This is a genomic window from Sphingomonas sp. AOB5, assembly GCF_029433115.1.
In the GTDB taxonomy this organism is placed as follows: Bacteria; Pseudomonadota; Alphaproteobacteria; order Sphingomonadales; family Sphingomonadaceae; genus Sphingomonas.
The window spans coordinates 26,089-39,261 of the sequence record NZ_JARNTV010000037.1; the positions used below are offsets into that span (position 1 = coordinate 26,089).

The window sequence follows — 13,173 nt, forward strand, 5'->3', positions numbered from 1 at the left end:
TCAGGGGAAGCGGGCACCTTGCTTGGCGCCGTGCTGGGTCTTCGCGTCATATTCGCGATCGCGTGCGCCGAAGCGGGCGATGACGGCGTGGGCGGCGGCGCTGGCGCCCGCGCAATCGCTGCCCTTGATCGCGTCGAGAAGCTGGTTGCGGTCGTCATAGGGCGGGCGGATATGCCCGGCTTCATGCTCGCGTAGCGATTTCATGTAGCGTTGCCACTTGGTCCGCGTCGGGCGGTCGAGCTTCTCGTCGCTGACCAGCCGGGGCAGGGTGACCACGGCGTTGAACCGCACCTCGGCCCTGGACAGATCGCAGGTGCCGTCCAGCGTGCGCGGCCATTGCCACGCGAAGCGCCATCGGGCGATCGCGTCCACCCGGTTGCCGTCATTGGGATCGACCAGCCCCTTGGCGTTCATCGATTCCCGGATCTCCTTCGCCGAGGTTCCGGTGACGTCGTAATAGACGAATTCGACGTTCGGGATGCCGTCGAACGGATCGGCCGGCACCGCCTGAAAGGCCGCGACCGGAACCGCCAGCACGATGGCCAGCGCAGCAGCGCGAAGTGAAAGGGCCAGACGCGTCACAAACATCCTCTCGAACTTCCCTCTGGCTATTCGAGCGGCGTGCGGCGGACAAGCGCCGGATCAGGCCCCGCGCGGCCCAAAAAGGATCACACAGGCGCCGACGACGCAGATCGCCGAGCCGGCAAGGTCCCAGCGATCCGGCCGCATCCCCTCGATCGTCCACAGCCACAGCAGCGACATGGCGATATAGACGCCGCCATAGGCCGCATAGGCGCGGCCCGCCGCGTCGCTGGGCACGAGCGTCAACAGCCAGGCGAACAGCGCCAGCGAGATCACGCCGGGCACCAGCCAGAGCGGCGACTTGCCCAGCCGCAGCCATGCCCAGAAGGCGAAGCAGCCGCCGATCTCGGCAAGTGCGGCGAGGATATAGACGAGCGGGGTGGCCATGGGATCCTTGTGGCATCGGGTTCGTGGTTCGCCAATCGGGCGCGCTGGCAAATTCACCATATGAACGTTAGCGGGAACGAGTGATCCGGCGTGTTGACCTTTCCACTTCTTCCCTCCCCAGCGAAGGCTGGGGCCCAGTTGCGCTGTTGGAAGTGGAGAGGGCTGCGCTTCGCAACATGATCCGCTGCAACTGGACCCCAGCCTTCGCTGGGGAAGGTGATTTTGAAGGAAACGGTCGTCCGTGACTCATCCACTCGATCGCCCGGTGTGGAACGCGCTCACCACGCGCCAGTCCGATCTGGCCGAGGGCGATGCGCGGGCGGTGCGGCTGGCGGAGGATTATGGCGTGTTCGTCGCGGCTCGCGACGGCACCGCGGAAAGCCTGGCAGCGATGGCGGCGCTGATCCCGCCGGGCGGCGAATTATGGACCATCGAGGCGGAGCGGTTTGCGTTGCCGCCAGGCACAGTCGCGGTGAAGGAAGCCCCGCTCGCGCAGATGGTGGCGGAGGCGCTGACCCCGGCCGAACCGCCGCGATTCGAGATACAGCCACTGGGCGATGACGACGCGCAGGAGATGTTCACGCTGGCGCGGCTGACCGAACCCGGGCCCTATAATGCCCGCACCCACCGGCTGGGCGATTTCGTCGGGGTGAAGGTAGGCGGACAGTTGGTCGCCATGGCCGGAGAGCGGATGCGGCCGACAGGCTTCACCGAAGTGAGCGGCGTGTGCACCCATCCCGATCATCGCGGGCGCGGTTATGCCGGTGCGCTGATGCGCGTCGTCACGCAGCGGATCCTCGATCGCGGCGAGACTCCGTTCCTGCACAGCTATGCCAGCAATGCGGGAGCGATCGCGTTGTACGAGTCGCTCGGCTTCCGCTGGCGCAACGATATCCATGCCACTGTGGTGCGGTCTGCTTGACGAGCCGGATCGGGGCTTTCACGCTACCGTAATGACCAAGACCACTCGTCGCTCGCTCCTCGCCGTCGCCGCTATCGGTGGCGCCGCCGCTGCAACCACTGTCCGTGCCGGGGACGTCGCCCCGAACGATGCCGCCGTACCGGTCCCCAGCCGGGCCGCGGCGGCGACGCGATCCTTCGGTGCGGATGTGCAGGCGCTCTATTGCGCAGGCTATGCCGCCGCGGGCGATCGTGGTGAGGCGCTTTATGCGCGTGCTGCCGCCGAACCGAAGCATCAGGGCAAGATCAGGACCGCCGACGGCGCCTGGTGGGAACTGGCGCCGGTCACGATCAACCCCTTCATGTTCGGTGCGAAAGGCGACGGCAGCACCGACGACAGCGGCGCGATCCAGGCGATGTTCGATTTCGTGGTCGCCGTCGGCTCGCCGATCCCGATCCAGCTGCTCGGCGCACGCTATTATATCACGAAGGGTCTCCTCCTGCCGACGGTGCAGGTCTTTACCGCGATCGAGATCGACGGCGGCGGCGCGATGCTGCGAACCGACAAGCCGATCACGATCTTCAGCCGCCTGCCGAAGGATCAGGATGATGCGATGAAGGTCATCGGCAACTCGCATTTCGCCATCAGCGACATCGTGTTCCGCGGCACCGGGCAGCCGGGCCAGATCGGCCTGCATATCGGCGCGAGCTACACCAATGTGGTGCACAATTGCCTGTTCACGATGCTGGACTATGGCTCGATCGGCACCTTCTGCCTCGCGAGCGCGTGGCGCGACAATCGCTATCAGGGCTGCCGCACCCGCGCGGCGGTGCTGCAGACCGGGGCGGGCTCGGACAATGGTCTGGTGTGGCCGGGCGCGAGCGAAAGCGAATCCGCCAGCAATGTCAGCGTGTTCGAGAATTGCCGCGTCTTCGGCTCGCCGGGGCAGCGATCGTCCTTCGGCATCTTCGGCAGTGACGCCGTACGGATCAATGGCTGCATCTCCGAGGGGCAGGGAACGGGTTGCGATGTCGAGTTCGATTTCCAGGGCTCGCCGGTCTGCAAGCACCTCCATATCGACATGTTCCACTGCGAGGCGCCGAACCAGCAGCTCAACTTCCGCATCCGCGCGACCGGCAAGGTGACGATCGAGCGGATCGTGCGATCCTATCCGGCAGCGCTTCTCGACATGAAACGTTCGGTGGATTGTGAAGTGATCCTGCGCGGGATCGCCTGGCTGGGGAATATGCCCGAGCCAGGCGGGAAGGGGCCAAACCCGAACGGTCGCTGGTTCTACCATTCGCGCGGCAATGGCTATGGCGCGAAGACCGAGGGCAGCGGATCGAGCGGCATCACCTACCGGTTCGAGGAATTCGTCGAGGACGCGTGGAAGCTGATCAGCGATCCGGCCCGGTGGGAATCCGGCGTATTGCCCGAAGTGCTGAATGTCCGCGGGCCGCGCGCCGCCAATAACGGCATGATGGAATGGTCGACAGCGCCGATCAGCTTCCTGTCGCCGATCGGCTTTGCCGATGGCAGCACGCTGGCCGGGATGAAGACGGGCGGGCTGAAATCGACCACGACTTCGGTGCCTGCGCGCAACAGCGTGACCGAGGATTTCCCGGTCGACGGTATCTCGTCGCTCCAGCAGTTCGCGTTCATCAACCCCGCGCCGGGGCAGGCGATCCCGCCGGGGATCGTGTGGAACGGCTATGTCTCGGCGGATAACCGGCTGTCGATCCGTTATACCAACGTGACCGACGCGCCGGTCTCGATCCAGCCCGGCGCGCAATGGGTCTGGTGCGCGCCGCGGCGGAAATAGGTCAGGATTTGGTGCGGTAGGGCGCGCAGAGCGTGTCCGGGGTCTCGCCGGGTTTGAGTTCGCGCATATGGAAGCGTGCCTCGGCCTTCGGCGTGACGCAGGTCCATTTCCCGCCTTCGTACCAGCTATGCTCGCCATCGCTCCGCCGGACGCATCCGTCGCATACCGCGCCGACCCCGCCCTTGAAGGGCATCGCGCCGTCGGACAGGCCGAACCGGTTGCGCAGGGTGATGTCTACATAGCCGATCTGCGAACCGCGCGGCGATCGCGCGACGCCCTCGGAAAAGGCCTCGGGACCGTTGTCGAACGTGGCGATCGGCGCGGACAGACCCTCGCGGCTCACGACATACCATTGCTTCACATGCAGCCGCGCCAGGCCATCGGCTTCGAAGGGGAGGCGGGCGAACTGCGCGGGCGTGAACCTCAGGCGCCCGCCATGGTCGAGGCTCACGCAGCGCGGCAGGGTCTGCATTTCCTTGGTGCCGGGGGCTGCGAACGTGCAGGGAAGGTCCGTCCTCGCGGCGATCTGTGCGGGCGTCGGGGGCGGTAGCTGGATTTCCCGGCTGCGCGCGCCACCATCGAATTCTCCGAAACCCAGCCGGATATCGTGATGGAAGCGTCCGCATAGATAGGATTCTCCGTCCAGCACGCTGCGCGACATGATGATCGACAGCGTGGCGGTCGCTCCCTTGTCCGTTGCGGCCGCTTCTCGCAGCAGCAATGCCTTTGCCTCGGGTGACAGCGGCTCGCCGCTATCGCGCTGGATCGCAGCCTCGCCGAGGAAAAGTTCGGGCGTGTAGAAGCGGTTGGCGTTGTCGCACCGATAGGTCCGGAAGCTCAGCGCGTTTTCGTAGCGGGCGATGGTCTCCAACTGTTTGCGCGGGATGTGCAGCGCGATCATCACCGGATCGTGCGTGCCGGCCAGCGCCGCGGCCGGGATCGGCGTATCCGGACGATCGGCGCCGACCACATCGATATCGCCGCCGACCCCGCAGGCAGCGAGGCCTAGCATTGCGGGCAGGACGAGGGCGTTTCGAAGGCCGGCCATGGCGTATTTCTATCACGGACGCCACCATAGTGAAGCGTGCCGGATCGAACCTGCCGCCGCTCATATAAAGATATCTTTATATTTCGATTGCGACGCTCCATCTAACCGGCTATGGGCCGCCCTAATGTGGGTGGAGCATGGCTCCGGCCCGGAATTTCCCAATGGAGAACGCGCAGTGGCTACCGTCGTCGACAAACCCGACTATGTGATCGCGGACATCGGTCTGGCCGATTTCGGCCGCAAGGAAATCGAGATCGCCGAGACCGAAATGCCGGGCCTGATGAGCCTGCGCAGCGAGTTCGGCGCAGCGCAGCCGCTGAAGGGCGCGCGCATCACCGGTTCGCTGCACATGACGATCCAGACCGCGGTGCTGATCGAGACCCTCACGGCACTCGGCGCCGATGTGCGCTGGGCGACCTGCAACATCTTCTCGACCCAGGACCATGCCGCCGCCGCCATCGCCGCGACCGGCGTGCCGGTGTTCGCCGTGAAGGGCGAGAGCCTGGCCGAATATTGGGACTATGTCGGCGACATCTTCAACTGGGGCGCCGACACCGACGGCACCACTGCCAACATCATCCTGGATGACGGTGGCGACGCCACCATGTTCGCGCTGTGGGGCGCCAAGCTCGAAGCCGGCGCGACGATGGGCGAGCCGGAGAACGAGGAAGAGGTCGAGTTCCAGCGTTCGGTGAAGGCGTTCATCGCCAAGTATCCGGGCTACCTGACGCAGACCGTCAAGAACCTGAAGGGCGTTTCGGAAGAGACCACCACGGGCGTGCATCGCCTGTACGAGATCGCGAAGAAGGGCGAGCTGCCCTTCCCGGCGATAAACGTGAACGACTCGGTCACGAAGTCGAAGTTCGACAACCTCTATGGCTGCAAGGAATCGCTGGTCGACGCGATCCGTCGCGCCACCGACGTGATGCTGGCCGGCAAGGTCGCTTGCGTCGCCGGTTTCGGTGACGTGGGCAAGGGCTCGGCCCAGTCGCTCCGCAACGGCGGCGCGCGCGTGATGGTCACCGAAATCGATCCGATCTGCGCGCTGCAGGCGGCGATGGAAGGCTTCGAGGTCGTGACGATGGAAGAGGCCGTGAAGCGCGCCGACATCTTCTGCACCGCGACCGGCAATGCCGACGTCATCACCGCCGAGCACATGGCAGCGATGAAGCCGATGTCGATCGTCTGCAACATCGGTCACTTCGACTCGGAGATCCAGATCGCCGCGCTCAGCAACTATGAGTGGGACGAAGTGAAGCCGGGCACCGACCTGGTGAAGTTCCCGGACGGCAAGCAGATCATCATCCTCGCCAAGGGCCGCCTGGTGAACCTGGGCTGCGCCACCGGCCACCCGTCGTTCGTGATGTCGGCTTCGTTCACCAACCAGACGCTCGCGCAGATCGAGCTGTGGACCAAGGGTGAGCAGTATGAGAACCAGGTCTATGTCCTGCCGAAGCATCTCGACGAGAAGGTCGCGGCCCTGCACCTCGAAAAGCTGGGCGTCCAGCTGTCGCAGCTGACCCCGAAGCAGGCCGGTTACATCGGCGTGCCGGTCGAAGGTCCGTTCAAGCCGGATCATTACCGCTACTAAATTGGCGCTACTGATTTCGGCTTCTTGCCGGACGAGAAAAGGCCGCGTTCCGAAAGGAGCGCGGCTTTTTTGTTTCTCCAATCCTCCCCCGCAAGGGGGAGGTGTCAGCGCAGCTGACGGAGGGGGAGGATGCCAGAACAGTTGTTTGGGAGTCCTCCCCCTCCGCCGCCTTCGGCGCCACCTCCCCCTGGCGGGGGAGGATTTTGATTTGTCCCGGCTTCCAGTTCCTCGCGCGATTGCCTAGGGATCGACCATGTCTCTCCCGGGCAGCGTAGTTTGATCGAGATTTCCACTTCCGCGGCTACCGCCGCCGGGGCTGTGCTGGCCTTGCTGATCGTCGGCGCGACATGGGCGCTGGCGGCGGGGCTGAGCGCGCGGGCTGCAGCAAGGGCCGCGCAGGATGCGCATAGCCGGTTGCAGGCGATGGCGAACGGATCGCCGGCGCAGGCGATGGTGGTGCGTTCCGATGGCCGCGTGGAACTATCGCGACGGCTGGCCGACTGGCTGGGCCGGGCCGATTTGCCGATCGACCTGAGCGAAGTTTCCGAGGCTTTGGTGCCCGAGGATGCCGCCGCGCTGAACGCGCAGGTGGTGGCGGCGCAAAAGGCGGCGCGGCCGTTCAGCCTGTCGGTTCGCGCCAAGGGTTCGGAGCGCGCGCTGCTGGTGATCGGCGACCGCGCGGCCGATGCGGTCCGCGCGCCGGGCGGCAAGGTATTGTGGTTCCTCGACACGACCGAGAGCCAGGATGAGATTAGCCGCCTCCAGCGCGAGAGCGGGCGCCTGCGCAATGCGTTCGATGCGCTGACTGCGCTGATCGAGGCTGCGCCGATGCCGATGTGGTATCGCGGGCCGGACCTGCGTCTGCTGATGGTCAACACCGCCTATGTTCGCGCGGTCGAGGGCGAGGATGCCGAGGACACGGTCGAGCGCGGGCTGGAACTGGTCGAAGGGGCAGGGCTGGGCGGGCCGCTGGCCAATGCCGCCATCGCCCGCGACACCGGCGAGCCGCAGACCGCGGCGATGCCCGCGACCATCGCCGGCGCGCGCCGGATGCTGCGCCTGCACGACGTGCCATTGCCGACCGGCGGCGTGGCGGGCTTTGCGGTGGATATCGAGGAGCTGGAACAGCTTCGCGGCGGCATGAAGCGCTTCGGCGAGGCACAGCGCGCGACGCTGGACCGGATCTCGGCAGCCGTCGCCCAGTTCGGATCGGACCGCAGTCTGACCTTCTGCAACCAGCCGTTCCGCCGCATGTTCGCGATGAAGAATGAATGGCTGTCCGACCGGCCCGAATTCGACCGCGTGCTGGAGCGGATGCGCGAAGCCAACCGCCTGCCCGAAATGCGCGACTTCCCGGCATGGAAGACCGAGCGGCGCGACTGGTTCACTGCGCCCGACGCGGTGGAGGAGACCTGGACGGTCGGCCCTGCGCATCTGCGCGTCGTCGCCCAGCCGCTGCCCGAAGGCGGGCTGCTGCTGATCTTCGAGGATCGCACCCAGCAGCTCGAGCTGCAGCGCGAGCATGGCGAGATGCAGGCGGTGCGCACCGCGACGCTGGAAAGTCTGTCCGAAGCCGTCGCGGTGTTCGGCAAGGGACGGCTGCAGCTGTGGAACCGCAAGTTCAGCGGGCTGTGGGACTTCGACGACGGCTTCCTGGACGGTCACCCGCAGATTGCGGGGCTGACCAAGGCGATCGGCCCGAAGCTGACCCGCCCGCAACAGGCTGAGGTGATCGGCGACCTGATCCGCTCCGCCGCCAAGGACCGGCAGCAGCGCGGCAGTTCGATCCAGTTCGCCGATGGGCGCTGGTTCGATATCGCCGCGGTGCCGCTGCCCGATGGCAATGCGCTGCTGACGATGCTCGACACCAGCGACCGTCACCGGGTGGAGCGCGCGCTGCGCGACCGGAACGAGGCGCTGGAAGCCGCGGACCGGGTGAAGACCGCGTTCGTGGCGAACATGAGCTATGAGCTGCGCACGCCGCTGACGTCGATCAAGGGCTTTGCCGAGATGCTGCATGGCGGCTTTGCGGGCAAATTGAGCGAGAGCGGGACCGAATATTCCGAGGCGATCCTGGTTTCGGTCGAGCGGCTGGGCGCGCTGATCGACGATGTGCTCGACCTGACCGGCAGCGAAGGCAAGCCGCTGGAGCGCGAGACGGTGGACATGGAACTGGCCGCGCACAATGCCGCCGAGACGGTTGCGCCGCTGGCCAAGGCCAAGGGGATCGACCTTGCCGTGGAGATGGCGGGCACCGCGGGCAGCGTGACCGGTGACGCCAAGCGCATCCGCCAGATCATCGAGCATTTGTTGCGCCATGCCGTGGCGGGTACGCCCGAGCAGGGCCGCGTGCTGCTGCATCTAGACGGCAACAACCGGGTGGCGCGGGTGATCGTATCCGATGACGGACCCGGCATGAGCGCGGACGAACAGGCCAAGGCGTTCGATCGTTTCGCCCAGCACGGCATTTCGCGCAGCGGCGAACGCGCGCTGGGCCTTGGCCTGCCGCTGGCCAAGCAGTTCGTCGAAGGCCATCGCGGCAAGATCGCGCTGATCTCCGAACCGGGCGAAGGCACGCTGGTGACGGTGGAGCTGCCGCGCAAATGAACGATCTGTCGCCCGCACAGCTGGCCCTGCGCGTCGCGATCTTTGCGGCGGTGCTCGGCGCGATCGGATGGATGCCGCCGGGGCTGCACCTGCTCGCGGGCGCGGTGCTGACCATCATCGCGCTGGCGTTGTTCTGGGAAGCCTGGTCGCGGCGCCGCTCGCCGCGTGCGCTGCGGACGCATCTGTTTTCGGGCATGCTGGCGACCGGCGGCGCTGTGGTGCTGGTGAGCGGGCTGGTCGGGTATCTCGCTACGCCCCTGCTCGCGCTGGCGGGCGTGTGCGGTGCATTGTTCCTCGTTGCCAAGCTGGGCGAGAATGATGCGCCTTCGTCCGAGGAATGATCCTTCCCGATCTTGAGGCGACGCTTGCGTTCGGAGCGCGGCTCGCTGCAGTCGCGCAACCCGGCGACGTGATCGCGCTGTCCGGCCAGTTGGGCGCGGGCAAGACCAGTATCGCGCGCGGGTTTCTGGCGGCGCTGGGGCTGGAAGGCGAGGCGCCGTCGCCCAGCTTCGCCATCGTCCAGCCCTATGATCCGCCCGAGGTGCGTTTTCCGGTGCTGCACGTCGATCTGTACCGCATCGAGGACCCGTCCGAAGCCGAGGAGCTGGGGCTGGACGACGCGCGGTTCGATTCGCTGCTGCTGGTCGAATGGCCGGAGCGTTTGCCCGAACAATATTGGCACGATGCGCTGTGGTTGACCCTGGATGCGACAGCGGATGGCGCGCGCCGCTTGACAGCGAAAGTCCCTGAGGCATGGAGCGCGCGATGGCCCCTGACATGAACCCGCCCGCCGCTGCGCCCCAGTTCCTTGCCGATGCAGGCTGGGGCGATGCGCAGATCCTGCCGCTTGCCGGCGATGCGTCGTTCCGGCGTTACTTCCGCGTGGTGGAGCATGAGCGCACCGCGATCCTGATGGACGCGCCGCCGCCGCACGAGGATCCGCGCCCGTTCATCTCGATCGCCCGCTGGCTGACCGGCCGGGGCTTCGCTGCGCCGGAGATCCTGGCGGAGGACCTGACACAGGGCCTCGTCCTGCTGCAGGACTTTGGCGACGCCCGCATGCGCGAGACGGTGGACGCAGCACCCGAGAGCGAGCTGCGCCTGTACGAAGCCGCGATCGACCTGCTGGTGCGGCTGCACCAGCATGAGGCAGCGGACGTGCGCGCGTACGACCTGAAGGAATATCATCGCGAAGCGGGCTTGCTGACCGAATGGTACACCCCCGCGCTGGGGCTGGAAGTCGACGAAGCCGGTTATGTCGATGCGTGGGACAAGGCGCTGGCACCGGTGCTGAACGGTCATGCGCCCGTCACGGTGCTGCGCGACTATCATGCCGAGAACATCATGCTGATCGAAGGCAGCGAGACTCTGGGCCTGCTCGATTTCCAGGACGCGCTGGCGGGGCATCCCGCCTATGACCTCGTCTCGTTGCTGCAGGACGCGCGGCGCGACGTCGATCCCGTGCTCGAGACGCAGATGCTCGATTACTACAAGCGGCTGACCGGGGCAGGGGACGCGTTCGACGTGGCCTATCATGTGCTCGGCGCGCAGCGGAACGCCAAGATTGTCGGCATTTTCACCCGCCTTTGGAAGCGCGACGGCAAGCCGCGCTATCCCGGGCTGTGCCCGCGTGTGTGGCGCTATCTGGAGCGCGATCTGGCGCATCCGGCGCTGAAGCCGGTGGCCGACTGGTTCGACGCGAACCTGCCCGCGGAAATGCGCGGCGATCCGATGGCGATCATCGGTGAATGAGCTGACGCCGATGAAGGGCAAGAAAACCCTTTCGATCCGCCCGCAGCCGGATGCAGCCGTGCCGGAAACGGTGATGGTGATGGCGGCGGGGCTGGGCAAGCGGATGCGTCCGCTGACCGCGACCCGGCCCAAGCCGCTGGTGCAGGTGGCGGGCAAGACGCTGATCGACCACACATTCGATCATCTGCGCGCGGCGGGCGTGAAGCGTGCCGTGGTCAACGTCCATTATCTCGCGGACCAGATGGAAGCCCATCTGCGCGCGCGGGTGAAGGATATGGAGGTCCTGATCTCCGACGAGCGCGAGCAGTTGCTGGAAACCGGCGGCGGCATCGTGAAGGCGCGCGAGATGATCGGCGACAAGCCGTTCCTGTGCGTCAACAGCGATAACCTCTGGATCGACGGCCCGGTGGACGCGATCCGCGCGCTGGCGGCGCGCTGGGACGATGAGAAGATGGACGCGCTGCTGCTGCTGGTGCCGCTGGCGCGCGCCAACTGCCATCGCGGCATGGGCGATTTCCGTGTCGATGCGCAGGGCCGCATCACCGAACGGCGCAAGCCGGGCCGGGTGGCGCCGTTCGTCTATATCGGCGTACAGATCCTGTCGCCGCGCGTGATCCGGGATTGGCCGGAGGGTCCGTTCTCGACGAACCTGTTCTGGTCGCGGGCGATGGAGGCCGGGCGGCTGTACGGCGTGGTGCATCAGGGGCTGTGGTTCGACATCGGCACGCCCGAGGCGATCCCGATGGCGGAAGCTGCGCTGGCGGATGCGTAGATTGGCTGCGATCTAGTCTTCCTTCCCCAGCGAAAGGCTGGGGGCCAGTTGCCGAGGTCGCCGTTGGAAGGCGAAACCCGCGCCACAGAAACCGTTGCAACTGGACCCCAGCCTTCGCTGGGGAAGGCGAAAAAGGGTGCTTCACGGATGACGTGACGGGCCGGACGTGGCATCCACCCGAACCAATGCCCGATCGCCTCCACCTCTTCACCATCCCACCGCACCGCGCCTTCGCGGACGCGCTGGCCGCCGGGCTGATCGCACGGTTCGGAGGTGATCCGATGCGGCTGGCGCGCGGGCTGGTGCTGGTGCCATCCAACCGCGCCAAGCGGGCGATTTCCGATGCGTTCGTGCGGGCCAGCGAAGGCGGGCTGTTGCTGCCGCGGCTGGTCGCGGTGGGCGATCCCGAGCTGGACGAGGCGGTGTTCGACTTTGCCGACGACAGCGATCCGATCCCGCGCGCGGTCGATCCATTGCAGCGGCGGATGATCCTGGCGCGGCTGATCGTCGAGACCCGGCCGGAGATCGACGCGGCGGAGGCGGTGCGGCTGGCGGGCGATCTGGCGCGGACGCTGGATCAGTTGCTGGTCGAGGAAGTCGAGCCGCGGCGGTTGAAGGACCTCGATACCGGCAATCTCAACGCGCATTGGGAACGGTCGCTGGTGCTGTTCGAATTGGTGCTGGCGCGCTGGCCCGGGGAATTGCGCGCGCTGGGGCTGATCGATCTCGCCGAGCGGCGGACGCGATTGCTCGATCGGGTGGCAGGGCGGTGGAAGAATGATCCGCCCGCCGGCTTCGTGTGCGCGGCGGGCATCACCACTTCTGCACCGTCGATCGCGCGGCTGATGCGGGTGGTGGCGGAATTGCCGCAGGGCATGGTCGTGCTGCCGGGGCTGGCGACGGGGATATCCGCGGAGGAATGGGACTCGCTCGGGCCGCACGAACGCGACGCGAGCGGGCGGCGCAAGCGCGACATCGAGACGCATCCACAGTTCCACCTCAAGCTGCTGCTCGACCGGATGAGCGTGCATCGCAGCGAGTTTGCCGAGTGGCAGGGCAAGAGCGAGCATGATGCGGCACCGGCGCGGAGCAAGGCGATTGCCTCCGCGATGCAGCCGCCAGAACTGACGCACGAGTGGATCGCGCTGGGCAAGGGACAGCGCAGGCTGGATGGTGTGCGGATGCTCGAAGTCGCCACACCGGCGGAGGAAGCGCAGGCGATCGCACTGGCGCTGCGCGAGGCGCTGGAAACCGAGGGGCGGACCGCGGCACTGGTCACGCCGGATCGCGCGCTGGCGCGGCGGGTGGCGGCGCATCTGGCACGCTGGAACATCTCCATCGACGATTCGGCGGGTCAGCCGCTGGCGGTGATGCCGCCGGGCACCCTGCTGCTGGCGCTGGCCGAAGCGGCGGCACAGGGTTTCGCGCCGCTGCCGCTGCTGAGCCTGCTCAAGCACCCACTGGTGATGCCCGAGGACCGGCTCGAATGGCTCGAAGGCGTGCGCCTGCTCGACCGGGCGATGCGAGGACCGCGGCCCGCGCCAGGGCTCGATGGCGTAGACCGCTATCTGGCCGATCAGGAGGGCCGCGACGGGCATTTGCGGCGGGCTGCGCTGGGCTGGTGGCCGCAGGCTCGCGCGATCCTCGAGCCGCTGGAGGCTGCGTTCTCGGCAGGATCACAGCCGGTGCCGATGCTGCTGGCGGCATTGCG

The 13,173-nt window shown here is 66.8% G+C and carries 11 protein-coding genes and 1 pseudogene; 9 read left to right on the plus strand and 3 right to left on the minus strand.

Going from position 1 to position 13,173, the window contains the following annotated elements; all coding sequences use genetic code 11:
* Together P1X14_RS14870 and P1X14_RS14875 are read right to left on the minus strand one after the other, a co-directional pair.
* On the minus strand, window positions 1-582 hold the full coding sequence (locus P1X14_RS14870; RefSeq protein WP_277316169.1) for a DUF922 domain-containing protein: 582 nt from the start codon (window positions 580-582) through the stop codon (window positions 1-3).
* A 60-nt stretch (window positions 583-642) separates the two neighbouring features.
* Entirely contained in the window at window positions 643-969 is a 327-nt protein-coding gene (locus P1X14_RS14875; RefSeq protein ID WP_277316170.1) for a YnfA family protein, read from the minus strand.
* Window positions 970-1,210: 241 nt separating this feature from the next.
* Here P1X14_RS14875 and P1X14_RS14880 point away from each other — a divergent pair, with 241 nt between their 5' ends.
* Both P1X14_RS14880 and P1X14_RS14885 read left to right on the plus strand, forming a co-directional pair.
* A complete protein-coding gene (locus P1X14_RS14880; RefSeq protein ID WP_277316171.1) occupies window positions 1,211-1,891 on the plus strand; it encodes a GNAT family N-acetyltransferase in 681 nt (226 codons plus the stop codon).
* A 31-nt stretch (window positions 1,892-1,922) separates the two neighbouring features.
* Window positions 1,923-3,692, plus strand: a complete 1,770-nt coding sequence (locus P1X14_RS14885; protein ID WP_277316172.1) for a hypothetical protein — start codon at window positions 1,923-1,925, stop codon at window positions 3,690-3,692.
* 1 nt (window position 3,693) lies between these two features.
* Here P1X14_RS14885 and P1X14_RS14890 read toward each other — a convergent pair whose 3' ends face one another.
* The gene (locus tag P1X14_RS14890) at window positions 3,694-4,740 is read right to left on the minus strand and encodes a hypothetical protein (protein WP_277316173.1); all 1,047 of its coding nucleotides are present in this window, start codon (window positions 4,738-4,740) and stop codon (window positions 3,694-3,696) included.
* 175 nt (window positions 4,741-4,915) lie between these two features.
* On the opposite strand from P1X14_RS14890, the gene ahcY reads away from it, so the two are divergent.
* The 7 genes and pseudogenes from ahcY to P1X14_RS14925 all read left to right on the plus strand — a co-directional run.
* Window positions 4,916-6,331 (plus strand): adenosylhomocysteinase, encoded by a 1,416-nt coding sequence (gene ahcY / locus P1X14_RS14895; protein ID WP_277316174.1) that lies wholly within the window; start codon window positions 4,916-4,918, stop codon window positions 6,329-6,331.
* Window positions 6,332-6,607: 276 nt separating this feature from the next.
* Window positions 6,608-8,938 (plus strand): PAS domain-containing sensor histidine kinase, encoded by a 2,331-nt coding sequence (locus P1X14_RS14900; RefSeq protein WP_277316175.1) that lies wholly within the window; start codon window positions 6,608-6,610, stop codon window positions 8,936-8,938.
* Entirely contained in the window at window positions 8,935-9,279 is a 345-nt protein-coding gene (locus P1X14_RS14905; RefSeq protein ID WP_277316176.1) for a hypothetical protein, read from the plus strand. Before P1X14_RS14900 ends, P1X14_RS14905 begins: the two co-directional genes overlap by 4 nt.
* The gene (gene tsaE, locus P1X14_RS14910) at window positions 9,276-9,719 is read left to right on the plus strand and encodes a tRNA (adenosine(37)-N6)-threonylcarbamoyltransferase complex ATPase subunit type 1 TsaE (RefSeq protein WP_277316177.1); all 444 of its coding nucleotides are present in this window, start codon (window positions 9,276-9,278) and stop codon (window positions 9,717-9,719) included. The genes P1X14_RS14905 and tsaE overlap by 4 nt, the downstream gene beginning before the upstream one ends.
* Window positions 9,716-10,690 carry a phosphotransferase gene (locus P1X14_RS14915; RefSeq protein WP_277316179.1) on the plus strand — a complete coding sequence of 325 codons (975 nt, stop codon included), beginning with the start codon at window positions 9,716-9,718 and terminating at the stop codon, window positions 10,688-10,690. Before tsaE ends, P1X14_RS14915 begins: the two co-directional genes overlap by 4 nt.
* A gap of 10 nt (window positions 10,691-10,700) precedes the next feature.
* On the plus strand, window positions 10,701-11,462 hold the full coding sequence (locus P1X14_RS14920; protein WP_277316178.1) for a nucleotidyltransferase family protein: 762 nt from the start codon (window positions 10,701-10,703) through the stop codon (window positions 11,460-11,462).
* Window positions 11,463-11,647: 185 nt separating this feature from the next.
* A pseudogene (locus tag P1X14_RS14925) lies at window positions 11,648-13,173 on the plus strand (double-strand break repair protein AddB); the annotation flags it as partial.